This is a genomic window from Paraburkholderia sp. BR10937, assembly GCF_040965695.1.
Lineage (GTDB): Bacteria > Pseudomonadota > Gammaproteobacteria > Burkholderiales > Burkholderiaceae > Paraburkholderia.
In genome coordinates this window covers 1-25,263 of the sequence record NZ_JBFRCL010000074.1, presented here as the reverse complement: position 1 = coordinate 25,263, position 25,263 = coordinate 1, and the positions used below count along the sequence as shown (strand labels likewise).

22 protein-coding genes and 1 pseudogene are annotated in these 25,263 nt (G+C 66.9%); 9 read left to right on the top strand and 14 right to left on the bottom strand.

Annotated elements, in window-relative coordinates; translation table 11 throughout:
• Nucleotides 1-7: 7 nt before the first annotated feature.
• From AB4Y44_RS37455 to AB4Y44_RS37430, 6 genes are all read right to left on the bottom strand, one after another.
• On the bottom strand, nucleotides 8-757 hold the full coding sequence (locus AB4Y44_RS37455) for a CoxG family protein (RefSeq protein WP_368687602.1): 750 nt from the start codon (nucleotides 755-757) through the stop codon (nucleotides 8-10).
• Nucleotides 758-790: 33 nt separating this feature from the next.
• Nucleotides 791-1,156 carry a DUF427 domain-containing protein gene (locus tag AB4Y44_RS37450; RefSeq protein WP_368702316.1) on the bottom strand — a complete coding sequence of 122 codons (366 nt, stop codon included), beginning with the start codon at nucleotides 1,154-1,156 and terminating at the stop codon, nucleotides 791-793.
• Nucleotides 1,157-1,477: 321 nt separating this feature from the next.
• Entirely contained in the window at nucleotides 1,478-1,984 is a 507-nt protein-coding gene (locus AB4Y44_RS37445) for a carboxypeptidase regulatory-like domain-containing protein (RefSeq protein ID WP_342921178.1), read from the bottom strand.
• Between the two features lie 196 nt (nucleotides 1,985-2,180).
• Nucleotides 2,181-3,686 (bottom strand): DegQ family serine endoprotease, encoded by a 1,506-nt coding sequence (locus AB4Y44_RS37440; RefSeq protein ID WP_368702315.1) that lies wholly within the window; start codon nucleotides 3,684-3,686, stop codon nucleotides 2,181-2,183.
• Nucleotides 3,687-3,822: 136 nt separating this feature from the next.
• Nucleotides 3,823-5,124, bottom strand: a complete 1,302-nt coding sequence (locus AB4Y44_RS37435) for an ATP-binding protein (RefSeq protein ID WP_368702314.1) — start codon at nucleotides 5,122-5,124, stop codon at nucleotides 3,823-3,825.
• 86 nt (nucleotides 5,125-5,210) lie between these two features.
• Nucleotides 5,211-5,873 (bottom strand): response regulator, encoded by a 663-nt coding sequence (locus AB4Y44_RS37430; protein ID WP_028205939.1) that lies wholly within the window; start codon nucleotides 5,871-5,873, stop codon nucleotides 5,211-5,213.
• Nucleotides 5,874-6,293: 420 nt separating this feature from the next.
• Here AB4Y44_RS37430 and dacB point away from each other — a divergent pair, with 420 nt between their 5' ends.
• The 3 genes from dacB (at nucleotide 6,294) to AB4Y44_RS37415 (ending at nucleotide 10,847) form a co-directional block, all read left to right on the top strand.
• Nucleotides 6,294-7,964 (top strand): D-alanyl-D-alanine carboxypeptidase/D-alanyl-D-alanine-endopeptidase, encoded by a 1,671-nt coding sequence (dacB, locus tag AB4Y44_RS37425; RefSeq protein ID WP_368702313.1) that lies wholly within the window; start codon nucleotides 6,294-6,296, stop codon nucleotides 7,962-7,964.
• A 343-nt stretch (nucleotides 7,965-8,307) separates the two neighbouring features.
• Entirely contained in the window at nucleotides 8,308-9,282 is a 975-nt protein-coding gene (locus tag AB4Y44_RS37420) for a sterol desaturase family protein (RefSeq protein ID WP_368702312.1), read from the top strand.
• Nucleotides 9,283-9,464: 182 nt separating this feature from the next.
• Nucleotides 9,465-10,847 carry an acylhydrolase gene (locus AB4Y44_RS37415; protein ID WP_368702311.1) on the top strand — a complete coding sequence of 461 codons (1,383 nt, stop codon included), beginning with the start codon at nucleotides 9,465-9,467 and terminating at the stop codon, nucleotides 10,845-10,847.
• Nucleotides 10,848-10,944: 97 nt separating this feature from the next.
• Here AB4Y44_RS37415 and AB4Y44_RS37410 read toward each other — a convergent pair whose 3' ends face one another.
• From AB4Y44_RS37410 to AB4Y44_RS37380, 7 genes are all read right to left on the bottom strand, one after another.
• A complete protein-coding gene (locus tag AB4Y44_RS37410) occupies nucleotides 10,945-11,997 on the bottom strand; it encodes an L-threonylcarbamoyladenylate synthase (RefSeq protein ID WP_368702310.1) in 1,053 nt (350 codons plus the stop codon).
• 14 nt (nucleotides 11,998-12,011) lie between these two features.
• On the bottom strand, nucleotides 12,012-13,229 hold the full coding sequence (locus AB4Y44_RS37405; protein WP_368702309.1) for a 5-(carboxyamino)imidazole ribonucleotide synthase: 1,218 nt from the start codon (nucleotides 13,227-13,229) through the stop codon (nucleotides 12,012-12,014).
• 56 nt (nucleotides 13,230-13,285) lie between these two features.
• A complete protein-coding gene (gene purE, locus AB4Y44_RS37400) occupies nucleotides 13,286-13,804 on the bottom strand; it encodes a 5-(carboxyamino)imidazole ribonucleotide mutase (RefSeq protein WP_028205944.1) in 519 nt (172 codons plus the stop codon).
• 30 nt (nucleotides 13,805-13,834) lie between these two features.
• On the bottom strand, nucleotides 13,835-14,725 hold the full coding sequence (locus tag AB4Y44_RS37395) for a phosphoribosylaminoimidazolesuccinocarboxamide synthase (RefSeq protein WP_368702308.1): 891 nt from the start codon (nucleotides 14,723-14,725) through the stop codon (nucleotides 13,835-13,837).
• Between the two features lie 216 nt (nucleotides 14,726-14,941).
• A complete protein-coding gene (gene fba, locus AB4Y44_RS37390) occupies nucleotides 14,942-16,006 on the bottom strand; it encodes a class II fructose-bisphosphate aldolase (protein ID WP_133182807.1) in 1,065 nt (354 codons plus the stop codon).
• A 398-nt stretch (nucleotides 16,007-16,404) separates the two neighbouring features.
• Nucleotides 16,405-17,841, bottom strand: a complete 1,437-nt coding sequence (gene pyk / locus AB4Y44_RS37385; protein ID WP_069262849.1) for a pyruvate kinase — start codon at nucleotides 17,839-17,841, stop codon at nucleotides 16,405-16,407.
• A 429-nt stretch (nucleotides 17,842-18,270) separates the two neighbouring features.
• Nucleotides 18,271-19,470 carry a phosphoglycerate kinase gene (locus tag AB4Y44_RS37380; protein WP_368702307.1) on the bottom strand — a complete coding sequence of 400 codons (1,200 nt, stop codon included), beginning with the start codon at nucleotides 19,468-19,470 and terminating at the stop codon, nucleotides 18,271-18,273.
• 496 nt (nucleotides 19,471-19,966) lie between these two features.
• On the opposite strand from AB4Y44_RS37380, the gene AB4Y44_RS37375 reads away from it, so the two are divergent.
• The 6 genes from AB4Y44_RS37375 to AB4Y44_RS37350 all read left to right on the top strand — a co-directional run bounded on the left by AB4Y44_RS37375 (nucleotide 19,967) and on the right by AB4Y44_RS37350 (nucleotide 24,853).
• Nucleotides 19,967-20,890, top strand: coding sequence for a branched-chain amino acid transaminase (locus AB4Y44_RS37375; RefSeq protein WP_342921188.1), 924 nt, complete (start codon nucleotides 19,967-19,969; stop codon nucleotides 20,888-20,890).
• 60 nt (nucleotides 20,891-20,950) lie between these two features.
• Nucleotides 20,951-21,145, top strand: coding sequence for a zinc-finger domain-containing protein (locus AB4Y44_RS37370; RefSeq protein ID WP_028205950.1), 195 nt, complete (start codon nucleotides 20,951-20,953; stop codon nucleotides 21,143-21,145).
• 207 nt (nucleotides 21,146-21,352) lie between these two features.
• Complete coding sequence (gene waaF / locus AB4Y44_RS37365) at nucleotides 21,353-22,378, top strand: lipopolysaccharide heptosyltransferase II (RefSeq protein ID WP_368702306.1); 1,026 nt, start codon at nucleotides 21,353-21,355, stop codon at nucleotides 22,376-22,378.
• Nucleotides 22,379-22,680: 302 nt separating this feature from the next.
• Nucleotides 22,681-23,127, top strand: a complete 447-nt coding sequence (locus AB4Y44_RS37360; RefSeq protein WP_069262853.1) for a nuclear transport factor 2 family protein — start codon at nucleotides 22,681-22,683, stop codon at nucleotides 23,125-23,127.
• Between the two features lie 27 nt (nucleotides 23,128-23,154).
• A complete protein-coding gene (locus AB4Y44_RS37355) occupies nucleotides 23,155-24,225 on the top strand; it encodes an alpha/beta fold hydrolase (protein ID WP_342921190.1) in 1,071 nt (356 codons plus the stop codon).
• Entirely contained in the window at nucleotides 24,218-24,853 is a 636-nt protein-coding gene (locus AB4Y44_RS37350) for a DUF2946 family protein (RefSeq protein WP_368702305.1), read from the top strand. The genes AB4Y44_RS37355 and AB4Y44_RS37350 overlap by 8 nt, the downstream gene beginning before the upstream one ends.
• A gap of 8 nt (nucleotides 24,854-24,861) precedes the next feature.
• Here the strand turns inward: AB4Y44_RS37350 and AB4Y44_RS37345 are convergent.
• Nucleotides 24,862-25,263: pseudogene (locus AB4Y44_RS37345) on the bottom strand (M48 family peptidase); the annotation flags it as partial.

The window sequence follows — 25,263 nt, the reverse complement described above, 5'->3', positions numbered from 1 at the left end:
GCCGATTTCAGGTCGCAGTAAACCAGCGGGCCGCATAGAGCAGCAACGCGACGAAAAAGATCATCGCGGCCCACGCCCAATACGGCATGGCATGCGGCGGCGGCTCGTGATTCAGCGTGCTTGCCGCGCGGCCCGATAGCGTGCCGCCCGCATGGTGCTGCGGCAGGATATGCGCGCGGCGGGCCAGACCGGCGAGGTTGATCGGCCGCAGGAACACGTGCTGCCGGCGCGGCTGCTCGCCCGCCACGCGGTTCGGCGCCTGGCCGTGCTTGACCGCGACCACGGCGCAGAACTCCGTGAAGAAGTCGTCGGCGAGCTCGTGCAGCGCGTTCTCGATCTGGCGCGGCGGCAGCTCGGAAAGCGGGCCCGTGAGCGTGGCCCACACCGAGTAGTCGATCCGCGTGCTCACATCCTTGCCCGTACCCGGCTCCCGCGTCGTGGCGCGCTCTTCGGGGCGCAGCGCGACGTCGATCTGGCCGCGCAGCGAGCCGATGCCGTCCGCGCGGGCGCGAAAGCTCAGCACGCGCCGGGGCGTGAGCGGCACCTGCGCCGTGTCACTGGCAATGTGGGCGCGCACTTCGTAGCGTGCGCGCAGCGGCCCGAGCGGCACCGTGAGCGTGATCGCGTATTCGCCGGGGCCGAGCCGCCTGAACGACTCGCAATGCTCCATGCTCGCGCGCACGAGCGCCACGTCCTGCAGCGCCGCCCAGACGGCGGCCGGTTCGAGCGGAATTCTCAACGCATCGTTCAGTTCCATGGCGGCTCCCCCTATGCAAGCTACCGGGCCATTTCAGGAGGTCTGGTCGATCCGGTCCACGCGAGTCGCGTAGAAGGCCAGATACCCCTTGATGCCGCGTGCGTCATCGAGCGGCGCTTCGTAGCTCCAGGCCGCGTCGTCGACGCGCCCGTCTTCGGTACGCAAATGGAAATACGTCGCCTCGCCCTTGAACGGGCAATGCGAGATCTGTCCGGAGCGTTCGAGTCGCGCCATGTTCACGTCGGCGCGCGGAAAGTAGAAGACGTCGGGGTAGCCGGTTTCGCAAAGGGTGACGGCGTGCAGCGTATCGGCAATGGTGATGCCGCCATGAATCACGCGCACGCGGTGACGGTTCGCGACGAGTTCGATGCGATGGTCCGCATCCGGTTCGACCGCCATGTTCGGCTCCCCTGTTGGTAGGCGGCGCCTGCGGCGCCCTGCCCTCGCCGGGCGGCAGGCCGCACCGGTTCGCGTGGCCCGCCGCCACGAAGGCGCGTGCCGTGCAATGCCACGGGATGGCCGCTCGCCAGCCGCCTGTCGCCGCGCCGGTCACGCAAGCGACGGCGACCGACGGCAACACGCGAACCCGCTCGCGAAACGCCTGAGCGATCGCGGCCTCCCTTCGGCTTCATTATCGGCCAAACTCGTCCTGGCTGCGTGAATCTTATGCGCGGCGCGCGCGCGGCAACGCCCAAACGCGGCGGGGCCCGGTCAGGCGGCTTACCAGATGAACGCCGCCCGCGCGCTGCCGTTCGAGCCCACCGTCACGGCGCTCGTCTTGTCGACGCCCGCATGGCTCACATGCACGTTGTAGCGGCCCGGACGCACCTTGACGAGCATGTACGGCCCGCGGGAAGTCGTATCGAGCACGCTCGCGCCGTGCGAGTCGGTGATCTGCACGCGCACATCCGCCACGTACTCGCCGCTGCGCTGGGTAAAGCGCAACGCCAGTGGCCACTCGCGCTCCGCGCTGAGCAGCGCCCTGGATTCGTCGAGACCCACGCCGCCGGAGACGAACGACACGTCGCCCTGCTGCTGAACCTGGGGCATGCCGCCGCCGTTGGTGTTGCCGGCGCTCGTGTTGTCGGTGGTCGAGCCGCCGACCGTGCCCGAGGCATCGGCCTGTTGCGCCACCGCGCCGCCCGAGTAGCCGAGCGCAAGCGTGGCCGCGAGAACCGTCGCGTAAGCGGTGGCATGAACGGGGCGCGAGTTGTGGAAACGCTTCATCGATCGCTCCTTTCAGGTTGTCCGATGTAATGCTCTCGCAAGGGGCATGCCCGATCAGCGCGTCGAAGGTCTTGTGCGCCCCAAAAAACCGCTGCCGCCGGGGCCAAGGGCCAACGGCGGCAGCACAGGTACAACGTAATGAAACCTGCTCTCGCCGCGAATCCGGCGCACGGAGCCGGATTCGCGACAGCAGGGATCAGCCGAGATCGACGGGCACGAAAATCTGTGCGTCGTCTCGCTGGATCAGGAGCGCAATGCTGTTGCCAGCCTTGGAAACCATTTGCTTGAGCTGATCGGCGCTCGTCACCGGGCGGCCATTCACGGCGAGAATCACGTCGCCGGGCTGGACGCCCGCGTTTTCGGCCGCGCCACCCGACTGCTCGACGAGCAGACCGTGATCGAGCGAACCGTTGCTCTTCTCTTCCGGCGTGAGCGGGCGCACGGCGACGCCGAGGCGCCCTTGCATCTGCGCCTGCGGTGCCTCGTTCGAAGCCACCTTCGCGTCGCCCAGCGTGCCGATGGTTGCGGTGAGGTCCTTCGTGCTCTTGTCACGCCACACCTGAACATCGGCCTTCGTGCCCGGCTTCATGCCGGCGATGAGCGAAGGCAGAGCGGACGAGTCGTCCACGGCCTGGCCGTTCACGGACAGGATCACGTCGCCGGGCTTCAGGCCCGCCTTCGCGGCCGGACCGCTCGCGTCCACCGAGCTCACCAGCGCGCCGCGCGGCTTGTCCATGCCGAACGAGTTGGCGAGCGTCTGGTTCATCGACTGCACCGCGACGCCGAGACGCCCACGGCTCACATGACCGGTCTTGACGAGTTCGTCCTTGACCTTGATCGCCTCATTGATCGGGATTGCGAACGAAAGGCCCTGGAAGCCGCCCGTCTGCGAGTAGATCATCGAGTTGATGCCGATTACTTCGCCCTGCAGATTGAACAGCGGGCCGCCCGAATTGCCGGGGTTGACCGGCACATCGGTCTGGATGAACGGCGTGTAGTTTTCGTCAGGCAGCGAGCGCGACTTCGCGCTGATGATGCCCGAGGTCACCGTGTTGTCGAAGCCATACGGCGAGCCGATCGCCACTACCCACTGGCCAACCTTGCTCTGGCGCGGGTCGCCGATCTTCACGGTCGGCAGATCCTTCGCGTCGATCTTGAGCACGGCGACGTCCGACTGCTTGTCCGCGCCCACGACCTTCGCCTTGTATTCGCGCTTGTCGGTGAGCTTCACCGTCACGACGTTGGCCCCGTCCACGACGTGCGCGTTCGTGAGAATGTAGCCGTCCGGGCTGACGATGAAGCCCGAGCCGAGGCTCGCGCTCGGCTGGTCGGCCTGCGGACCATTGTCGCCGCCGCCCATGCCGGGCGCGCCGCCATAGAAGTGCTTGAAGAACTGGTAGAACGGATCGCTCGGATCGATCGGCAGTTGTTGCGAACCGCTGCCGCCGCTGCGCAGCGCCGTCTGCTTCACGACGTGCTTGGCGCTGATGTTGACCACCGCGGGCCCGTAGGTTTCCACGAGACCCGAGAAGTCGGGAATGCCAGTCTTGGCTGCGGCTTCGGCGGGCATCATCGCCGCGGCCTGGGCCTGCGAGATGACCTGCGGAGCAGGCAGATCACGGTGCCCTGCTACGTAGCCCGCCGACAATGCGACGACCACGGCGGCTGCCACGGTACTGCGGGAAAGAACTTTTGTATTCATTGCGGACTCCTTGCGCGGGGTACTCATCACGACGTACCGAAGAGTAAGCCGTGTCGCTTAAAGGAGTCTTAAGTACGCGGAAATCGCAATAATCGCGCAAACGCCCGTGCGGCGGGCATTTGCGGGTGATTCGGAGTCAGAAGCGCACGTCCACGAGCAGGCCGCCGGCCGGTGAATCGCCGAGTGTGATGGTCGCGTCGTGCTGATCCGCGATGCGTCGCACGATAGCGAGCCCGAGTCCCGTGCCGGCGATATCGGTGCGCGCGCGATTCGCACCCGCACCCACGCGATAAAAGCGATCGAACACGCGTGCACGCTCCTCTTCCGGGATGCCCGGCCCGCTGTCCGCGATGCGCACGCGCGGATGCCCGTCGACGACCGCGAGGCTCACGTCCACGCGGCCGCCCGCGGGCGTGTATTTGGTCGCGTTGTCGAGCAGGTTGTTGAGCATCACGCGCAATGCATCGGCGTCGCCATGCACGCTCGTCGCCGCGCTTTCCTCGATGCCGAGATCGACGCCGCGCTGCTGGGCAAGCGGCGCATAGTTGAGCACGCAATCATCGAGCAGCGCATGCAGATCGACGTTCTGCGCGCGCGCGTGAGCGTCGGGTTCGGAGCGCGCGAGGGCGAGCAGTTGCTCGGCAAGACGCGTGGCGCGCGTCACACCGGCCTGCAGATCGACGAGCGCCTCGCGGCGCGTTTCGTCATCCTTTGCGCGCGCAACGAGTTGCGCCTGAATCTGCACGGCCGCCAGCGGCGTGCGCAACTCATGCGCGGCATCGGCGACGAAGGCCTTCTGCGTGTCGATGGCCTGCGCGAGGCGTTCGAGCAGCGCATTCAACGCATGCACGAGCGGCGTGACTTCGCGGGGCAGACGCTCTTCGGGCAGCGGGTCGAGCGCTTCGGGATGACGCGTGTCGAGCGCCCGCGCGACTCGCGAGAGCGGCCTGAGCCCGCGCCCCACCATGATCCAGACCGCGATGCCGAGAAATGGCAGCACCACGATGAGCGGCCAGAGCGTGCGCAACGCGACGTTCGCGGCGAGCCGGTTGCGCACGGAAACGGGCTGCGCGAGCTGCACGACGTTGTCGCCGACGATCGCGCCATACACGCGCCAGTCGCCGCGATCGGTGCGCTCCGTCGAAAAGCCGAGTTCCGCGCGCGGCGCGAGCGGCGCACGCGGATGCGAGTAGTACATGAGCACGCCGTTGCGATTCCAGATCTGCAGCACGATGCCTTCGTCGCCCGTGTCGCGCGAACTGAGGATCTCGTTGAATGGCTCGGAGGGCAACGCCTCGGCGATTTCCTGCAGCTGGTAGTCGAACAGCTCGTTGGCTTCGGCGAGCGCCTGACGATAGATCAGCCAGCCCGCGAGCCCAACGCCCGCGACGACGATCGCGAGCAGCCAGAACAGCAGTTGTCGTCGGATGGAACTCATCGGCTAAAGGAGTCTCCCTGTCGATCCGGAGTTAGCGCTTTCGCGCTTACTCCGGTCCCATGCAAGGCCGCGCTTGATTACCTGCTTCATGCGTCTTTGGCGATCATGTAGCCGAGGCCGCGCACGTTGCGGATCAGGTCGGCCCCGAGCTTCTTGCGCAGCGCGTGAATATAGACCTCGACGGTATTGCTGCCGATCTCCTCGCCCCAGCCGTACATCTTCTCTTCGAGCTGGGTTTTCGAGAGCACCGCGCCCGGACGCGCGAGCAGCGCTTCGAGCAGCGCGAATTCGCGCGCCGAGAGCGCAACGGGCGAACCGTCCTGGGTGACCTGGTGCGAGGCCGGATCGAGCGTGATCGAGCCGTGGCGGATGGTCGAATCGCTGCGGCCCGCCTGGCGGCGGATCAGCGCGCGCATGCGTGCGCCCAGTTCGTCGAGATCGAAAGGCTTGATGAGGTAGTCGTCCGCGCCGGCGTCGAGACCCTTCACGCGGTCGGCGACGGCGTCGCGCGCGGTGAGGATCAGCACGGGCAGCGCCGCGCCGCGCGCGCGCAGCGTACGCAGCACGTCGAGACCGTCGCGCCGCGGCAATCCGAGATCGAGCAGCATGAGATCGTAAGAATCCGCGCTCGCGGCGGAGAGGGCGGCATCGCCGTCTTCGACCCAGTCGACCGCGAAGCCTTCGCCGCGCAGCGCCTTGCGCACGCCTTCGGCGATCATGCGGTCATCTTCGACTAGCAGTATGCGCATCGTAATGTTGGCCGGGCGGCGCTGCTGCGCCGCGCTGCGTAAGTGGATGAGGATGCGAGCATTCTAGCGCCTGAACAGGGGGCGCCGCGCCGCTGCGGCACGCAGCCGGTCGCGATGCAATGGCGCGCGTGGCGGGCAGTGTTTGCATCACGCCACGCAATGTGCAACGTTTTCTTGCGGCAATGCGCGCACGCGGCGCGAGGTCTTTACAATGTGCGCTTTTGCGGCGCTCCACTCGTGATTCGGCCGCGATGCGCGCGTGCGGACTTGTACAGTACGTTCAAGCGAGCGCATCGCGCGCGCACCACGAATCACACGCCGCCCCAATTTTCGCGTCCGCGCGCAGCACCGGAGAGTCTCCGCTTTCCGTGCACCACGCCCGGCCCAAGCACCGCCCCTGCACTCGCCCGAACGCATTTCATGCTGCCCGCTTCGCTGTCCCGCCTACGCTCCTTGTTCAGACTGCCTGCCTCGCGCACCGACCGCACGCATCGCGCCGCCACTGCGCGGCGGCAACGAACGCTCGCCCTCGCTCTCGCCTGCGCCACGCTCGCCGCGAGCTTCGCCGCCGCGCCGGCCGCGTATGCGCAGCCCGAAGGCGCGCGCATGCCCACGGTCAACGTGACCACCGTGCTGCCGCCCACCGTGATGGCGGCCCTCGAGCGCGCGCACGTGCCGCTCTCGTCGGTCAGCGTGGTGATCGAAAAGGTCGGCGACCGCCAGCCCAGCGTCGCCGTGAATGCCGGCCAGCCGATGATGCCCGCCTCGACGATGAAGCTCGTCACGACGTGGAGCGGCCTCGCGATGCTCGGTCCCGACTATCGCTGGAAAACGAGCGCCTATACCGACGGCGAAGTCGATGCGAGCGGCACGCTGCACGGCAACCTCTATATCAAGGGCACAGGCGACCCGAAGCTCGTGCCTGAAGAGCTGATCGACCTCGTGCAGAAGATTCGCGCGGCGGGCGTCGCGCGCATCGACGGCGCGCTCGTGCTCGACAAGAGCGAGTTCGATCCGTCCACGCGCGACCTGCCCTCGTTCGACGGCGACGACAGCGCCCCCTACAACGTCGGCCCCGATCCGCTGATGTACGCGTTCAAGTCGGTCTCGTTCACGTTCTCGCCCTCCCGCGAGGGCGTGTCGATCGACGTGGTGCCGCCCGTTGCGCAGTGGCAGATCGACAACCAGATCCGCGAGCGCGCCGGCGCCTGCGGCGGCATGCTGCCGAGCCCGCAGGTTTCGCCCAGCGGCAACGGCGTCGTCACCGCGAGCTTCGCGGGCAGCTACGCGATGCGCTGCGGCGAGCGCACGCTCAACATGGCCGCACCCGTGGACCACAGCACGTTCTTCGCGGACGGCTTCCTCGCCCTCTGGCAGCAAACGGGCGGCAGCCTCTTCGCCACGCCGGCCGGCGCGGTGCGCGAAGGCATCGTGCCGCCGCGCGCGCGTTTGCTCGCCGTGCACCAGAGCCCGCCGCTCTCGGACGTCGTGCACGACATCAACAAGTTCAGCAACAACGTGATGGCGCGCAATCTGTTCCTCACGCTCGGCGCCGTCGAGGGCAGGCCGCCTGCGACCACGACCAAGGCCGCCACGGCCGTCAATACGTTCTTGCGGCGCAGCGGCCTGAACATGCCCGAACTCGTGCTCGACAACGGCTGCGGCCTCTCGCGCGAAGAGCACGTCAGCGCGCTCTCGCTCGCGAACCTGCTGCAGAACGCGAACGCTAGCCCGGTCGCGCAGGTGTTCATCGACTCGCTGCCGATCGTCGGTGTGGACGGCACGATGCGCAACCGCCTCACCAACGCGGGCGTCGAAGGCAACGCGCATATCAAGACGGGCACGCTGCGCGACGTGCGCGCCATCGCCGGTTACGTAGCGGCCGAGAACGGCGAGAGCTGGATCGTGGTGAGCCTCATCAACGATCCGCGCGCCGAGGCCGCACGCGCCGCGCACGACGCACTGCTCGAGTGGGTCTACAAGGGCATGCCCGAAGAAAAGCCTGTGTACGTCGAGCCGCATCCGAAGCGCGCGGCAAAGGTTGCGAAGTCCACGCACAAGGCTCCGGCCCGACGACGCGGCGCGCATTGACCACGCATTGACCACGCGCCGGGCGCACGCTGATTGCACACGGCGAACATGCTGTGTGCACGCCGGGCGGGGCGCCGCGGACCTGTCCCCGTACAGCTCGCCCGAGCCCGCCGCCGCGCGTCGGGCTCGAATCTTTCCTCTAGCAAAGCCCCGCCCGTCCTGGGCGCGAGGCGTGTACCCTGACGGGCAAAGGCCGAAGGCGCGTTATAAAAATCTGTCACACGCGCCCGCCAATCGAGCCGCGCGCCCGTGAGAACGCGCACCAACGCGGCCGACAAGACATGAGACTACAACCGCCGCGCTGCCCACCAGCGCCGCCCACGGGACAAGGAGGACGACGTTCGTGCAGTTCGATGCGCAATGGCTGCTGCTTGCCCTCGCCCCCGTGTTTCTCGCCTGCATCGGCTGGGAAGCGTGGCATCTCTCCCGCACGCGGCCGCGCGCTGCATCGAACGCCACCCCCGACAGCGCCCGCTACGCCTGGCCCGATACACTCTGCAACGCCGCGCTCGCGCTCATGCACCAGGGCGCCGACAAGCTTGCGTGGCTCGTCGCCGTGCCCGTCTATGCCTACGTGTACCGGCACTTCCGGCTCGTTGCGTGGCAGCCGGGGCTCGTCGCATGGTTCGCACTCTTTATCGCACAGGACCTGCTCTACTACGTGTTTCACCGCGCGAGCCATCGCGTGCGCTGGCTCTGGGCCGCGCACGTCGTCCACCATTCGTCGGAGCGCCTGAACCTTTCCACGGCGTTTCGCCAGAGCCTGATGTATCCCGTGGCGGGCATGTGGATCTTCTGGATTCCGCTCGCCATGCTCGGCTTCACGCCGGAGCAGATCGTCGCGGTCGTGCTCGTCAATCTCGCGTTCCAGTTCTTCGTGCACACCCAGGCCGTAGGCAAGCTCGGCTGGCTCGAATACGTGTTCAACACGCCGTCGATGCATCGCGTCCACCACGCGCGCAACGCGCGCTACATCGATCGCAATTACGCCGGGGTGCTCGCGATCTGGGACCGCCTGTTCGGCAGCTATGTCGAGGAAGACGCGCACGACGCGCCCGATTACGGCATCGTCAAGCCGCTTGCATCATGCAATCCGCTTAAGGCGACATTTCACGAGTGGCTCGCGATGGCGCGGGACTTCGCGCGCATGCCCGACTGGCGCTCGCGTCTCGCCGCGCTGTTCGCGCCGCCCGATTGGTGCGAGCGCCACGACGCGCTCGGCCTCGCATCCGTGACGGCGCCGGCGACACCCGCGGGAACACGCTGCGGCGTGCCGGAAAACAACACCGAGGGTGAGTTCGGGTCGCGCAATAGCTGAGAGATTGCGTAGTCTGTCGGCCTTGGCCCTGACCCTGGGGCAGCAGCACGCAGGGGGTTGCATGCAAGGCCGGCGATCGAGAAAAACATCGACAACGGGGCAGCCGCTCGTGCCACGAGCACCCGTTGCATGAGTAGGCAAGCATGGCATCAAAGGCCACACACAGAGGAGATGAAGTGAATATGAAGCATCAAGGACCGAGACACCGTACGTTGTTGCGCGCCACCCAGATCGCTGCCGCGAGCGCCGCCTTTGCGCTGCTCGCCGCCTGCGGTGGCGGCAGCAGTGGGAACAACAATGCGAGCACGCCGCCGCCGTCGGGCGTCAACATGCAGGTGGTGGCGTTCGGCACGAGCCTGACCGACGCGGGCACGTATTCGGAGCAGATTCTGCCGGGCTTCGGCGGCGGCCGCTTCACGACCAACCCGGGCGAAGTCTGGGCGCAGCACGTGTCCGAGTACTTCGGCAACACGCTTTCGCCGGCCTTCGAAGGCGGCTTCGGTCTGCCGCTGACGGCAACGGGCGGGCTCGACTACGCGCAAGGCGGCGCGCTGGTGACGGGCGGCGGCGTGGCGAATACCAGCGCCGTGATCCCTGCCGCGAGCGAGCAGCCGGTCACTTGGCAGCTCCAGCAGTATGTGGCGCAGCACGGCAGCTTCAATGCGAATCAGCTCGTGCTCGTGGAAGGCGGCGCGAATGAAATCCTGAACCTGCTGGACGTGCCTACGGACGGCAGCCCGACGGGCCTGGCGTTGTTCGGCGCGGCGCTCGTCGCGAACAATTTCTCGGCCGCAGTCACCGCGAACGGCCCGACCGCCGTCGCAACGCTGATGACGGAAGGCTTCACGCAGGCCCAGGCCACGGCGCTCGCGCCGGCAGCCGTTGCGCTTGGCCTCTATAAGGCAAATCCGACCGCCTTCTCGTCGATCACCCCGGTCCTGACAGCAGCGGCTACGCTGAGCGCACTTGTCCATGCAGATATCGTCCCCGGCAATCCGAAGATCGCGCTCGTCACGGTGCCCGACATCGGCAAGACGCCGGCGGCGCTGAAGGCCGATGCCGCCGTCGGTGCAACGCCCGGCTCTGCGAGCTCGGCCGACCAGGCGCTCTCGCTCATTTCGGCGATGTACAACCTCACGCTGATCCAGGCGAGCGCGGCCGACGTGCAGGCGAAGAAGGTCGTGCTGGTCGATACGTTCTCGTGGCTCGACCAGTCGATCGCGAACGCGGCGAGCCTCGGCTTTACCGTGACGAACACGGATACGGCCTGTAACCTCACGGCCATGACGACCAGCGCGACCAACTACGCGCTCGCCAATCCGCAGGCAACGCTCGGGTTGAACCCGGCCACGACGCCGCAAGCCACCATCAACGCGTATGCCGCGGCGTATGGCCAGAGCTTCGGCAGCTCGCTGTTCTGCTCGCCGCAAACGCTGACGACGGCCAACGCGCCCACGACCTACATGTTCGCGGATCTCGTGCACCCGACCACGGCACTGCACTCGCAATTCGCGACGTTCGTCGAAACGCAGCTGGCTGCCGCGGGCATCGGCAAGGCGCCCTGATAAGCGTCGCTTGCACCGGGCCTACCGGTGCAAGAAAAAACACCCCACGAACCGTCAGGCTCGTGGGGTGTTTTTCATTGAACGCGAAAGAAGGTGCTCAGCCCTGCTGCTGCGCCTCGAACGCCGCCGCCGCCCGACCCAACCGGTCATTGACCGCGATCCACTCGATCGTCTCCGGCAGTTTCTCGATGAGAATGCGCGAGACGTTCGCGCGATCGAGCGCGCGCAGCAAGCCATACAGCTCACGCGCATATTCCTGCGGCTCTTCCGGCGCGGTGACGAAGTGCACGCCCTGGGCCTGCGCCCAATCGCCCGCGCGCGAGGCGCGCGCCACGAGCGCCACCGTTTCCCCGGCATCACGCGCCGCCGCAAGCAGCGGCTCCAGCGCCTCGAACGGCAGCAGCGCGAGCGGCGTGCGCGGCGCATAGTGCGCCTTGAGCGTACCCGAGGCGCGCGGCGCCGTGGCGTCCGAGCCGTCGGGCAAGCGCGGCGCCTCGCCCAGCACGCGTGCGATGTCGTGCGGCGTCACATGACCCGGCCGCAGCAACGCGGGAAATCCGCGCGAGAGATCGAGAATCGTCGATTCGATTCCCACGTCGCATGCGCCGCCGTCGAGCACATGCACCGCCGCGCCGAATTCGTCGCGCACGTGCTGCGCCGTGGTCGGGCTCACGTGGCCGAAGCGGTTCGCCGACGGCGCCGCCACGCCGCCATGGCCGCCGCGACGCGCGGAAAACGCCGCCAGCAACTGCTGCGCTACCGGATGCGACGGGCAGCGCAGCCCCACCGAATCCTGGCCGCCGCTCACGGCGTCGGGAATGCGCTCGTGGCGTTTGACGATCAGCGTGAGCGGGCCGGGCCAGAAGGCGTCGACGAGCTTTTGCGCCGCCTCTGGCCACTGAGCGGCCCAGTACTGCGGATCGCCGCCGGGCGGCAGGTGAACGATCACCGGATGGTTCGCCGGCCGCCCTTTAGCCGCATAGATGCGCGCGACCGCCTCGGGGCTCGCCGCATCGCCGCCCAGACCGTAAACGGTCTCGGTCGGGAACGCGACCAGCTCGCCCGCGTCGAGCAGCGCGGCGGCATGCTCGATGTCGGCTGCGGTCAGGGGCGGCGTGCCATCGTGCGGCGCGTTCTGCTGATCGGACATGATGCGGTCCAACCTCAGCTCGTGGCGATGTGCAGCAGGCGCGCGCAGTCGCGTGCGGCCGTGCGCGCTTCGTCGAGCGTCGGCGCAGTGAAGTTCACGTGGCCCATCTTGCGGCCCGGACGCGCGTCTTCCTTGCCGTACAGATGCAGGCGCGCGGCCGGCATCGCGGCCACCTGGTCCCACGGCGGCGTGACGGGCGCGGCGCCCTTCTGGGGCTTTGCCTCGCCCACGGCGCAGGGGAACCACACGTCGCCGAGAATGTTCAGCATCACGGCCGGCGAGTGCTGGCGCGTGTCGCCGAGCGGCATGGCCGTCATGGCGCGTACCTGCTGCTCGAACTGGCTCGTGGCGCACGCATCGGTCGTGTAGTGGCCCGAGTTGTGCGGACGCGGCGCCATTTCGTTGGCGACGAGCGAGCCGTCTTCGAGGATGAAGAACTCCACGCACAGCACGCCCACATAGCCGAGCTTCGCCGCGATCTGGATCGCGGCCTGCTGGGCCTGCTGCACGAGCGCCGGGCTGGCGTCCGGCGCGGGCACGATGGTGTGCGAGAGCACGCCGTTGCGGTGGGTGTTCTGCGCGAGCGGATAAACGACGGCCTTGCCGTTCGCGCCGCGCGCGATCAGCGCGCTCACCTCGAACTTCAGCGGCAGGCGCTTTTCCAGCACGCACGGCACGCCGCCGAGCGACGCATGCGCCTCGCGCACTTCTTCGGCGTTGGAGACGCGAATCTGGCCTTTGCCGTCGTAGCCCATGCGCGCCGTCTTGAGAATGCCCGGCAGCACGGCGGCGAGCGCCTTGTCGTCGATGCCGGCGAGCGCCTGCGACGACTCAATCACCACGTGCGGCGCGACCGGCACGCCGGCCGCCGCGATAAAGCGCTTCTCGGCGATGCGGTCCTGCGCCACCGCCACGCAGCGCCCGGCCGGGCTCACGAAGGTCGACTTCGCGAGCGTGTCGAGGCTCGCCGCGGGCACGTTCTCGAACTCGGTCGAGATGGCCGCGCACAGGCGCGCGAGTTCGGTGAGCGCGGCTTCGTCGTCGTACGCGGCGCAGATGTGGCGGTCGGCCACGGTGCCCGCGGGGCTGGTCGCGTCGGGATCGAGCACGGCGACGCGGTAGCCCATCGCCTGCGCGGCAAAGCAGAACATGCGGCCGAGCTGGCCGCCACCCACCATGCCCAGCCAGGCGCCGGGCAGGATCGGTGATACCGGTGAATTGTCAGGAGTCATCTTCGTGGTCGGCCGCGGGATGGCCGCGGCGCGTGGGGACAATCAAAGCGGGGCAATCAAAGCGGGGGCAGCACCATGGCGTGCGCCGCTTCGTTCTGGCGCACGCGGAAAGCGGCGAGCTTGTTCGCGTACTCGGTGTTGGTCACGCTCAAAATCGAGACGGCGAAGAGCGCCGCATTGGCCGCGCCCGCTTCGCCGATGGCGAAGGTCGCGACCGGCACGCCCTTGGGCATCTGCACGATCGAGTGGAGCGAATCCACGCCCTTCAGATACTTGCTGACCGCCGGCACGCCCAGCACGGGCACCGTGGTCTTGGCCGCCAGCATACCCGGCAGGTGTGCAGCGCCGCCCGCGCCGGCGATGATCGCGCGCAGGCCGCGCTCGCGCGCCTTTTCCGCGTACTCGAACATCTCGTCGGGCATGCGGTGCGCCGAGACCACCTTGGCCTCGTACGCGACGCCGAACTCCTGCAGGATCGCGACCGCGTGCTTCATCGTGTCCCAGTCGGAGCTGGAGCCCATCAACACGCCGACGAGCGGCGCCGCATGCTGGTGAGCCGTCTGAACTTCGCTCATTGTGCTTCCTTCTTCCCTCTTCGCGCTCGATTAGACGAGCTTTTGACCCGTGAGACGCTCAAGCGCCTCCTGATACTTCGCCGACGTCTTGGCGACCACTTCGTCGGGCAGCCTGGGCGCCGGCGGCTCCTTCTTCCAGTCCTGGGTTTCGAGCCAGTCGCGCACGAACTGCTTGTCGAACGACGGCGGGTTCGAGCCCACCTGATACTGGTCGGCCGGCCAGAAGCGCGACGAGTCGGCGGTGAGCGCTTCGTCCATCAGATACAGCTGGCCGTGGTTGTCGAGACCGAATTCGAACTTCGTGTCGGCGATGATGATGCCTCGCGTGGCCGCGTAGTCGGCGGCTTCCTTGTACAGCTTGATCGAGATTTCCTTGATGGTGCGCGACAGCTCGGTGCCGATGCGGCGCTCCATCTCGTCGTACGTGATGTTCTCGTCGTGGTGGCCCATTTCGGCCTTCGCTGCCGGCGTGAAGATCGGCTCGGGCAGCTTTTGTGCATTTTGCAGGCCCGGCGGCAGTTCGACGCCGCATACGGCGCCCGTTGCCTGATAGTCCTTCCAGCCGCTGCCGGCCAGATAACCGCGCACCACGGCTTCCACGAGGATCGGCTCGAGGCGCTTCACCACGACGGCGCGGCCCTTGACCTGCTCGACTTCGTCGGCGGCCACGACGGTTTCCGGCGCGACGCCCGTGAGATGGTTCGGCACGACGTGCTTGAGCTTTTCAAACCAGAAGTCGGCCATCTGGTTGAGCACCTCGCCCTTGCGCGGAATCGGCTCGCCCATGATGACGTCGAACGCCGACAGACGGTCGGTGGTGACGATCAGCAGCTTGTCGTTGCCCACGGCATAGTTGTCGCGGACCTTGCCGCGGCCGAGAAGCGGCAGCGAGCGGAGCGTGGATTCGTAGAGGGTAGACATCGTCGTGATTCGCTAAAAGGACAATCGAAACGGAGGCGGGTTCGGTCCGGAATCGCGGTTGCAACCGCGGCAGGAAACCGTAAAACCGAAGGTAATGCGAGGGTAAACCAAAAACTGGCAAATTTCCCGGAAAAGCCCATCGCCGTTCCCCCAAAACAGGCGGAAACGGCGATGTTTTGCTACTCGAGGCGCGGAGCGCCTGGCACAGAAGCCCGCTTAGCGAACGATCTGCGCGAATTCGCCCGACTTGTACTTCTCGGCGATCTTGTCGAGCGCGACCGGCTTGATCTTGCCAGCCTGGCCTTCCGAGCCGAACGCGAGGAAGCGGTCCACGCACACCTTCTTCGCGGCTTCGCGAGCCGGCTTCAGGTAGTCGCGCGGGTCGAACTTCGACGGGTTTTCATACATATAGCGACGGATCGCGCCCGTGATCGCCAGACGCAGGTCGGTGTCGATGTTGATCTTGCGCACGCCGTGACGGATGCCTTCCTGGATCTCTTCCACCGGCACGCCGTACGTTTCCTTCATGTCGCCGCCGAATTCGCGGATCTCGGCCAGCAGTTCCTGCGGCACCGACGACGAACCGTGCATCACGAGGTGCGTGTTCGGAATGCGCGCGTGGATTTCCTTGATGCGCTGGATCGACAGGATGTCGCCCGTGGGCTTCTTGGAGAATTTGTACGCGCCGTGCGAGGTGCCGATGGCGATGGCCAGCGCGTCGCACTGCGTGAGCTTCACGAAGTCGGCGGCCTGCTCCGGGTCCGTCAGGAGCTGCTCGCGCGTCATGGTGCCTTCGGCGCCGTGACCGTCTTCCTTGTCGCCCTTCATCGTTTCCAGCGAACCGAGCACGCCCAGTTCCGCTTCGACCGTCACGCCGATCGAGTGCGCCATTTCGACGACCTTGCGCGAGACTTCGACGTTGTACTCGTACGATGCGACCGTCTTGCCGTCGGCTTCGAGCGAGCCGTCCATCATCACGCTGGTGAAGCCGCTGCGGATCGCCGCCATGCAGACCGCCGGCGACTGGCCGTGGTCCTGGTGCATCACGACCGGAATATGCGGATACGACTCGACCGCGGCTTCGATCAGGTGGCGCAGGAAGGGCTCGCCCGCGTACTTACGCGCGCCGGCCGATGCCTGCATGATCACCGGCGAACCGACCTGGTTCGCGGCTTCCATGATCGCCTGGACCTGTTCCAGGTTGTTCACGTTGAACGCAGGCAGGCCATAACCGTGTTCAGCCGCGTGGTCGAGCAGTTGACGCATTGATACGAGAGGCATTGTTGCTACTCCTTTGATTTGAAACGAAATGCTTCTGCCGCCGGCTGTCTTGCGCAGCCGGTCGAGGACGGCCTGGCAGCCGCCGCCCGCGTGACCTGCCGCGGGCTCGATGGCGTGATTTTATCGCGAAGCGCGTCCGTTCCCGGCGCCAGGCACGTAACTGGCATGAAATTGGCGTATCGGAGCGTCAAAAGCGCGAGAAGGTGCAAAAAGAGTTGACAGCCCGCGCCGCCGTTTCTACGGCGTACGGGCTGCAATTGCGGGGAAAAGGCATCTAAATGGCATCGATCTGGCGCCGATCTGATACCAGTGTGATACCAGTCGACGCCGACCATATTTATTTTCGGGAGTCGCGAAAATAAAGCGCAAAAAATCGCCTCGAGATTAGCGCACCGAATTTAGAGCACGTCGCCGACGCGCACGATCTTCAGCGTGTTCGTGCCGCCCGGCTGCCCCATCGGCTCGCCCACGGTCAGCACGACCATGTCGCCGTGCGACGCGTAGCCCTTGCTCACCACCACCTCGATGGCTTGCTGAAGCGCCGTGTCGCGGTCGCTGCTCGTGTCGAGGTGCAGCGGCGTGACATTGCGGTAGAGCGACATGGCGCGCTCGCTGCCTGCGCGCGGCGTGAGCGCGAAGATCGGCACGTGGGTCCAGTGGCGCGACATCCAGAGCGCGGTCGAGCCCGACTCCGTGAGCGCGACGATCGCCTTCGCGCCCAGATGGTAGGCCGTGAACAGCGCGCCCATGGCGATCGACTGGTCGATGCGCGTGAAGGTGCGGTCGAGGAAATCCTTGTCCAGCTCGGATTGCTCCGACTTCTCCGCTTCCAGACAGATCGCGGCCATGGCCTCGATGGTCTGCACCGGGTACTTGCCCGCCGCCGATTCGGCCGAGAGCATCACCGCGTCCGTGCCGTCGAGCACCGCGTTGGCGACGTCCGAGACTTCGGCGCGCGTGGGCACCGGCGCGTGGATCATCGACTCCATCATCTGCGTGGCCGTGATGACGAGCTTGTTCGAGTCGCGCGCCATGCGGATCATGCGCTTTTGCAGCGCCGGCACGGCGGCATTGCCCACTTCCACGGCCAGGTCGCCGCGCGCGACCATGATGCCGTCCGACGAATCGAGAATTTCCTGTAGCGCCGGAATCGCTTCGGCGCGCTCGATCTTCGCGATCATCTTCGGCTTGATGCCGTACGGCGCGCCCGCGATGTTCGCGAGCTGGCGCGCCATTTCCATGTCGGTGGCGTTCTTCGGGAACGACACGGCGACAAAGTCCGCGCCCAGCGACATGGCCGTGCGGATGTCTTCCATGTCCTTCGCGGTGAGCGCGGGCGCCGTGAGGCCGCCGCCCTGGCGGTTGATGCCCTTGTTGTTCGACAGGTCGCCGCCCACGCGCACGATCGTGTGGATCTCGCTGCCGATCACGCGTGCGACGTCGAGCACGATCAGGCCGTCGTTGAGCAACAGGATGTCGCCCGGCTTCAGGTCGCGCGGCAGGTCCTTGTAGTCGAGACCGACGCGCTCGTCATTGCCGAGCTCGCATTCGGCGTCGAGGATGAACGGATGGCCCGGCTCGAGCGTCGTCTTGCCATTCTCGAATTTGCCGACGCGAATCTTCGGGCCTTGCAGGTCCGCCATGATCGCAACTTCGCGGCCAGCCTGGCGGGCGCAGTCCCGCACCATTTCAGCACGCTGACGATGGTCGTCGGCGGTGCCGTGCGAAAAGTTGAGGCGCACCACGTCCAGTCCTGCGCGGATCATTTTCAGCAGGATGTCCGGCGTGCTGGAAGCCGGACCGATGGTGGCGACAATCTTGGTGGCGCGATGCATGAGTCTCCTCGTCTGGATAGGATCGCTGGGAAAACCGTTGCTGCGAGAAGTGCTGGCCGGCTGCGCCGCGGGTGCGGAGGCGCCGGAACGCGCACCGGGTGTACCCGGCGTCGCTTTCTTGGAGGGCGCCGCAGGGCTCACATGAGCCGCTGCGGCGCTATCTACATGCGTAGTCGTATTCGATGCGGGCGTGGATGGGCGCCCTGTCGGATTCTGTGCGGCTGTCGATTCAGCAGTCGACTGCGTCGCCGCAATGTCCAATTCGGCAGCGGCGGCGGGGGTCGCGTCGGCCCTCGCCTTTTCCGTCTCTGCCTGGGGCGCTGCGCGCCCCTTCTGTTTTGCTGCGGCCCCGGCTGCGCTGCGCGACTTCTGTGCGCCTGCACGAGGAAGTTTGCTCATGGCCTTCCCGGCCGGGGCGCGCGGCGCCACTTAACCGGCCGCCCGCGTTTCGAGCACTTCGACCGCCGGCAGCTTCTTGCCTTCGAGGAACTCGAGGAAGGCGCCGCCGCCGGTGGAGATATAGCTGACCTTGTCGGCGATGTTGTACTTCGCGATGGCTGCGAGCGTGTCGCCGCCGCCGGCGATCGAGAACGCGCCCGAGCTGGCGATCGCATCCGCGAGCGTCTTCGTGCCGTTGCCGAACTGGTCGAACTCGAACACGCCGACCGGGCCGTTCCACACGATCGTGCCGGCCTGCGCGAGTTGCGCGGCGAGTGCGTTGGCGGTGACGGGACCGATGTCGAGGATCATGTCGTCGTCGGCCACGTCGGCCACGTTCTTCGTCTCGGCCCTGGCCGTCGGCGAGAATTCCTTGGCGGTCACGACGTCGGTCGGGATCGGCACCGAGGCGCCGCGTGCGCGCGCCGCGTCGATGATGGCCTTCGCTTCGTCCACCAGATCGGCTTCGGCAAGCGACTTGCCGATCTTCAGACCCGCGGCCAGCATGAACGTGTTGGCGATGCCGCCGCCGACGATCAGCTGGTCGACCTTCTCGGCCAGCGACTTGAGAATAGTGAGCTTGGTCGACACCTTCGAGCCCGCCACGATCGCCACCAGCGGACGCTTGGGCGCGCCGAGCGCCTTGCCGAGGGCGTCGAGTTCAGCCGCGAGCAGCGGGCCCGCGCAGGCGACGCTCGCGTACTTCGCGATGCCGTAGGTCGTGGCTTCGGCGCGATGGGCGGTGCCGAACGCGTCGTTCACGTAGATATCGCAGAGCTTCGCCATCTTTTGCGAAAGCTCGTCCGAGTTCTTCTTCTCGCCCTTGTTGACGCGGCAGTTTTCGAGCAGCACCACGTTGCCCGGCTCGATGTTCACGCCGTTTTCCACCCAGTTCGCGACCAGCGGCACGTCGCGGCCGAGCAGTTCGGCGAGGCGCTTCGCGACGGGCGCGAGGGAGTCTTCGGGCTTGAATTCGCCTTCGGTCGGGCGGCCCAGGTGCGAGGTGACCATGACGGCCGCGCCGGCGTCGAGTGCGGCCTTGATGGCCGGCACGGAGGCGCGCACGCGGGTGTCTTCGGTGATGTTGCCGTTGTCGTCCTGCGGCACGTTCAGGTCGGCGCGGATGAATACGCGCTTGCCCTTCAATTTGCCTTCGGAGATCAGATCGGAAAGACGCAGAACCTTGTTCATGGGCATGTCATCTTGATGGTGGGAAGGCGGTGGCAAGGCGATGCGGCGCCGCGGGCCGTATTCTGGCGCGGCAAGACGTGCTCAGCGGCACGGCGCGGGATCCGGGTTTGAACGCTGTCTCGGGTCGCGGCTCCATGTCGCTGCTCGTCGCTGGCACGAGCCGGCATCGAATTGCGAGATCGGTATTTTAGCTGATAGCCAGGACGATCTGAGACGTGTCCAGGCGAATCTCCCGTATTTGGGCAGGCGCTGCTCGCCGGGCGGGCGTTCACGCGATTTGCTGCGTTGCAGCACGCGCGAAACCCGAAAAAAATTCGGCTGGAGGCGGTGCGAAACGACCCTAAAATCGCCCGAAAACCCAGCCTCACGCGCCCGCGCTCGCGCTGGCAGGCGTCAAATGACGCTAAAATAATCGTCTTTGCCAATCGCAGCCACGCGGCGCGCGGCGAAACCCCTGTATAAGCCCGATATTTACTGCACTTGTCTGGAGAATCGTATGTCAATGGCCGACCGCGACGGCAAGATCTGGATGGACGGCAAGCTGATTGATTGGCGCGACGCCAACATTCACGTTCTGACCCATACGCTGCACTACGGCATGGGTGTTTTCGAAGGCGTACGCGCCTATCAGACCGCCGACGGCAGCACCGCCATCTTCCGCCTCGCCGAGCACACCAAGCGTCTGCTCAACTCGGCCAAGATCTTCCAGATGGACGTGCCGTTCGACGCGAAGACGCTCGCCGACGCGCAACTCGAAGTCGTGCGCGCGAACAAGCTCGAGTCGTGCTACATCCGCCCGATCATCTGGGTCGGCTCGGAAAAGCTCGGCGTTTCGGCCAAGGGCAACACCATTCACGTGGCCATCGCCGCTTGGCCGTGGGGCGCCTATCTTGGTGAAGACGGCCTTGCCAAGGGCATCCGCGTGAAGACGTCGTCGTTCACGCGCCATCACGTAAACGTGTCGATGGTGCGCGCCAAGGCTTCGGGCTGGTACGTGAACTCGATCCTCGCCAACCAGGAAGCCACCGCCGACGGCTACGACGAAGCGCTCCTGCTCGACGTGGACGGCTATGTCTCGGAAGGCTCGGGCGAGAACTTCTTCCTCGTGAACAATGGCAAGCTGTACACGCCGGACCTCGCGTCGTGCCTCGACGGCATCACGCGCGACACCGTCATCACGCTCGCGCGCGACATGGGCATTCCCGTGATCGAAAAGCGCATCACGCGTGACGAGGTGTACACCTGCGACGAAGCGTTCTTCACGGGCACCGCCGCCGAAGTCACGCCGATCCGCGAGCTCGACAACCGCACCATCGGCAGCGGCTCGCGCGGCCCGGTCACGGAGAAGCTGCAATCGGCCTTCTTCGACGTCGTCTCGGGCAAGAACGACAAGTACGCGCACTGGCTCGCGAAGGTCTAAGAATTAAAGGTCCGGGCGCCCCTGCGCCCGGCCCCCACAGCTACACAGAGAATCGTCCTCATGAGCGAAATTAAGGAAATGCCGCTGGTCGAACTTTCGGCCAAGGATCTGCCCGCTTACTGCCCGAATCCGTCGATGCCGCGCTGGAGCAACCACCCGCGCGTGTTCCTCGACGTGACGCACGGCGAAGCGAAGTGCCCGTACTGCAGCACGCGTTACAAGCTGCGCGCGGGCGAGGTCGTCCACGGCCACTGACGCGTTTCGCCTCATTCGCGGCGCGCCGTCGTGCATACGGCGGCGCGTTTTACGTGCCGCCGCCGCCCGTTCACCGGCGCGCGGCTGTTCGTCATTTTCCCAACCGTGTTTCGCGCGCGGCCCGATACGCCCCCATGCCGGCCAGTGCCGGCCCCGGGCGGGCCAGCCGCACGTGCAACCTTTACCCTCTCCGGACCCTGACTCCCGATGCGCCGCGCGCTGGTAATCGCACCGAACTGGATCGGTGACGCACTGATGGCGCAGCCGCTTTTTTCGCGGCTCGTGAAACTGCACCCGCGCATTCAGATCGATGCGCTCGCGCCAACCTGGGTTGCGCCCGTGCTCGAGCGTATGCCCGAGATCCGCGACGTCTACGCCACCGACCTCGGCCACGGCAAGCTGCAGCTGCTGCGCCGCTGGCAACTGGCGGGCGACTTGCGCGCCGAGCGCTATGACGCCGCCTACGTGCTGCCCAATTCGCTCAAGTCCGCGCTGATCCCGTGGCTCGCCAATATCGGGCTGCGCATCGGCTACACGGGCGAGAACCGCTACGGCCTCTTGAACGTGCGCCACGCGAATCCGCCGAAGGACGAGCGCCCGCCGATGGTCAGGCACTACGCCGCGCTCGCGTACGCGCCCGGCGCGAGCGTGCCCGACGACCTGCCGACGCCGCGCCTCGAGTCGGACCCGAACGAGGCGTCGCGCGTGTCGGCACGCTTCAATCTCGATACGCGCGTGCCGCTGCTCGTGTTCTGCCCCGGCGCCGAGTACGGCCCGGCCAAGCGCTGGCCGCCCGAGCATTTCGCGGCGCTCGCGAAGATGGTGGGCCAGTCGTTCCCGTACACGCAGATCGTCGCGCTCGGCTCGCCGAAGGACGCCCCGCTCGCCCAGGCCATTGCCGATCGCGCGCCGAACGTGCGCAACCTGTGCGGGCAAACCGCGCTCGGCGAAGCGTGCGCGCTGATCTCGCGCGCGAACGCCGTGGTCACCAACGATTCGGGCCTGATGCACGTGGCCGCCGCGCTGCGCCGCCCGCTCGTCGCGCTGTACGGTTCGACGGATCCGCGCCACACGCCGCCCTTGTCCGAGCTTGCAAAGGTACAATGGCTCCATCTCGAATGCAGTCCCTGCTTTGCGCGCGAGTGTCCGCTCGGGCATCTGAACTGCCTGCGCGAACTGAGCCCGGAGCAGGTTTTCGGCGATCTGCGCGGCATGCTGCTCGGGCAGCGATAAGCAACAGGTCTCGCCGGCAGCGTGGGGCGGCTGTGTGCCGCCCGCCACGCTGAAAACATCGCGCACACAAATGGATGTGCGCCACGCAACGGACGCCATGCGCGTTGCGCGCGCCCAATAGAGGCATCGAGGCGCGGGAGAGACCAAAGCGCCGCATCGGAGGACGTCACAGGCCTGTCTCGCGAAAGCGGCATGCTCGCGGCAAACGCGCGGCATGCAGCGACAGCCGAGCAGCGACGCAACCGACCAATCGCCAACCCGCGCCCAGGCAGACGCCACCGAGCGCACAAGACCAACGAGCCATGCCACGTTTTGCCCACATCTTCGAAGCCGCCGCGGACACCCTCAACGCGTACTACCAGGCCGTCGCGGAAGTCAACATCGACAGCTTGATGGGTCTGTGGATCGATGAAGAGTTCGTGAGCTGCATCACGGCGGAAGGCGCGCATCTGCACGGCCTGCCGAGCATCCGCGCGGGCCTCGCCGCGCAGCTCGAAGCGGCGCCGGTGTCGATCGAGCCGCTCGACATCCGCGTGTACGACAGCCTCGGCACCGTGGTCTACGCGATCGTGGAAGCGCACCGCCCGGTCGATCCCAGTGCGATTCCCACCATGGTCTTCACGACCTACGTGATGGTTCACGAGCGCGGCGAGTGGCGCATTGCGCACATTCACGCGAGCCGCATGCCCGACGACGCAGCTACCCAGTTCTCGGCCAGATTGCGCCACGGCCAGGGCGCGCTGCACTGACATAAGGGCGCAAAGCAGGGGGCAGTGATGAGTACGACCGACGACACCCGCAGGCCCGGCGAGGCAGCCCGCGTCGCGGCCGCGCTCGAAGCCCAGACTGCCCTGCTCGGCCCTCACTACGACAACGACTACCGCGCGCCGTTCTGGCTGCCCGGTGCGCACATCCAGACCATCGTGCCGGCGCTGTTCTCGCGCCTGCCCGCGCCCGCCTACCGGCGCGAGCGCTGGGACACGCCGGATGGCGACTTCATCGAAGTGGACTGGCTGGACGGCAAGCGTGCCGGTGCGGATTCACACAACGCCCCGCTGTTCGTCCTGTTCCACGGCCTGGAAGGCGGCTCGAGCTCCCACTACGCGCGCGCGCTCGCTGCCGCTGCGCATGCGCGCGGCTGGCATGCGGCGATCCCCCACTTTCGCAGCTGCAGCGGTCCGCTGAACCTGCTGCCGCGCTTCTACCATCTCGCCGATTCCGCCGAAGTCGACTGGGTGCTGCGCCGCTTCGCTGCCCGCCACGCGGGGCCGCTCGTGGTCGCGGGCGTGTCGCTCGGCGGCAACGTGCTGCTGCACTGGCTCGCCCAGCGTCGCGAAGACGCCGCGATCGTCGCCGCGGCCGCCGCGATCTCCACGCCGCTCGACGTGCATGCAGGCAGCGAGATGCTGACGCAGGGCTTCGGCATGATCTACACGCGCAGCTTCCTGAAGACGCTGAAGGTGAAGGCGCTCCAGAAACTCGAACAGTACCCCGGCCTGTTCGACGCGCAAGCCGTGCTCGCCAGCCGCACGATGTATGAATTCGACAATGTCGTGACGGCGCCGCTGCACGGTTTTCGCGACACCCACGACTACTACACCCAGGCGACGATCCGCCCGAAGCTCGGCGAAATCGCCGTCCCCACGCTCATTCTGAACGCGCGCAACGATCCGTTCCTGCCGGACCGCGCGCTGCCTGCGCGCCACGAAGTGAGCGCCGCCGTCGAGCTCGATCAGCCCGCGCACGGCGGCCACGTCGGCTTCATGACGGGACCGTTCCCTGGCCGCAGCGACTGGCTTTCGCAGCGCGTGTTCGCTTATCTCTCGCCTTTCGTCGCTCATGGATGACATCGTCAAACAAGCGCTCGCGCGCTGGCCCAACGTCCCGCATTGCACGGGCTGGCTGATGCTCGACGCACGCGGCAACTGGCGCATGCGTGACGAGGCCGCCCAGGCGCAGAACGCACCCGGCACGGCGATCCGCCACGAAGCGCTGCTCGGCTTCATCAACCGCAATTACGAGCGCGATGAACAAGGCCAGTGGTACTTCCAGAACGGGCCGCAGCGCGTGTATGTCGAGCTGGAATACACGCCGTGGATCGTGCGTCTCGCCGCGGGTCGTGACGGCGACGACGCGCTGACGCTCACCGATCAGGGCGGTCAAACGTTCGAGCCCGTGGCTGCCTACCTCGACGAAGCGGGCAGCGTGATCTTCGCCGATGCGAGCGCGCCGCCGCGCGCGGCGCTGCTGCACGACCACGACCTCGACCTCTTCACCGACCACGCCACGCTCGCGGACGACGCCAACAGCGGCACATTCCACTGGCGCGCCGACGCCGCGCTGCCGCTGCAGCCGATCAAGCGCGCCGACGTGAGCAAGCGCTTTGCCTTCGTGACGAGCCCGGCGCGCGCCGAGCGCGAAGCGCGGGCCGCGGGGCACGGCGCGAGCGGCACGCCGCCTGCATCCGCAGACTGAGCCCCGACTTAGCCGCGGCCCTCATCCTTCTCGTCCTGGCGCTCCTGCTGGTAACGCGCCTCGAAGTCGTGCAGACGCGCCTCGATCGTCGACAGGTCGTAGTAGCCCACCGATTTCATATCGCGCGCCTCCTTGAGCTGACGGATCGCCGAGGGCCAGGCGCCGTCGAGCGCCAGCTTCTCGGCCATCGCCCGATGCTGGGTGAGCGCGTCGCCGAGTCCGGCGCTCGCTTGCGCCAGATAGAGCCACCATGCGTCCTGCTGCGGTTCGGCCTCGGTTTCGCTGCGCGCGAGCGTCTGCGCCTCCTTGAAGCGCCGCGCCGCGATCAGCGCCTGCAGCAGCGCATCGGTGGCCGCGTGGGAGCCTGGCCACGCCTTGTGCGCGGCCAGGGCCTGCCGCACGGCGTCGTC

Excerpts from the sequence above, each read along its gene's own strand:
- AB4Y44_RS37380 (WP_368702307.1), bottom strand. The coding sequence starts at position 19,470 with ATGAACAAGGTTCTGCGTCTTTCCGATCTGATCTCCGAAGGCAAATTG.
- AB4Y44_RS37395 (WP_368702308.1), bottom strand. The coding sequence starts at position 14,725 with ATGTCTACCCTCTACGAATCCACGCTCCGCTCGCTGCCGCTTCTCGGC.
- AB4Y44_RS37445 (WP_342921178.1), bottom strand. The coding sequence starts at position 1,984 with ATGAAGCGTTTCCACAACTCGCGCCCCGTTCATGCCACCGCTTACGCG.
- AB4Y44_RS37415 (WP_368702311.1), top strand. The coding sequence starts at position 9,465 with ATGAAGCATCAAGGACCGAGACACCGTACGTTGTTGCGCGCCACCCAG.
- AB4Y44_RS37360 (WP_069262853.1), top strand. The coding sequence starts at position 22,681 with ATGCCACGTTTTGCCCACATCTTCGAAGCCGCCGCGGACACCCTCAAC.
- AB4Y44_RS37440 (WP_368702315.1), bottom strand. The coding sequence starts at position 3,686 with ATGAATACAAAAGTTCTTTCCCGCAGTACCGTGGCAGCCGCCGTGGTC.
- AB4Y44_RS37450 (WP_368702316.1), bottom strand. The coding sequence starts at position 1,156 with ATGGCGGTCGAACCGGATGCGGACCATCGCATCGAACTCGTCGCGAAC.
- AB4Y44_RS37350 (WP_368702305.1), top strand. The coding sequence starts at position 24,218 with ATGGATGACATCGTCAAACAAGCGCTCGCGCGCTGGCCCAACGTCCCG.
- AB4Y44_RS37405 (WP_368702309.1), bottom strand. The coding sequence starts at position 13,229 with ATGACTCCTGACAATTCACCGGTATCACCGATCCTGCCCGGCGCCTGG.
- AB4Y44_RS37430 (WP_028205939.1), bottom strand. The coding sequence starts at position 5,873 with ATGCGCATACTGCTAGTCGAAGATGACCGCATGATCGCCGAAGGCGTG.
- fba (WP_133182807.1), bottom strand. The coding sequence starts at position 16,006 with ATGCCTCTCGTATCAATGCGTCAACTGCTCGACCACGCGGCTGAACAC.
- purE (WP_028205944.1), bottom strand. The coding sequence starts at position 13,804 with ATGAGCGAAGTTCAGACGGCTCACCAGCATGCGGCGCCGCTCGTCGGC.
- waaF (WP_368702306.1), top strand. The coding sequence starts at position 21,353 with ATGCGCCGCGCGCTGGTAATCGCACCGAACTGGATCGGTGACGCACTG.
- AB4Y44_RS37355 (WP_342921190.1), top strand. The coding sequence starts at position 23,155 with ATGAGTACGACCGACGACACCCGCAGGCCCGGCGAGGCAGCCCGCGTC.
- AB4Y44_RS37370 (WP_028205950.1), top strand. The coding sequence starts at position 20,951 with ATGAGCGAAATTAAGGAAATGCCGCTGGTCGAACTTTCGGCCAAGGAT.
- pyk (WP_069262849.1), bottom strand. The coding sequence starts at position 17,841 with ATGCATCGCGCCACCAAGATTGTCGCCACCATCGGTCCGGCTTCCAGC.
- dacB (WP_368702313.1), top strand. The coding sequence starts at position 6,294 with ATGCTGCCCGCTTCGCTGTCCCGCCTACGCTCCTTGTTCAGACTGCCT.
- AB4Y44_RS37455 (WP_368687602.1), bottom strand. The coding sequence starts at position 757 with ATGGAACTGAACGATGCGTTGAGAATTCCGCTCGAACCGGCCGCCGTC.
- AB4Y44_RS37435 (WP_368702314.1), bottom strand. The coding sequence starts at position 5,124 with ATGAGTTCCATCCGACGACAACTGCTGTTCTGGCTGCTCGCGATCGTC.
- AB4Y44_RS37375 (WP_342921188.1), top strand. The coding sequence starts at position 19,967 with ATGTCAATGGCCGACCGCGACGGCAAGATCTGGATGGACGGCAAGCTG.
- AB4Y44_RS37410 (WP_368702310.1), bottom strand. The coding sequence starts at position 11,997 with ATGTCCGATCAGCAGAACGCGCCGCACGATGGCACGCCGCCCCTGACC.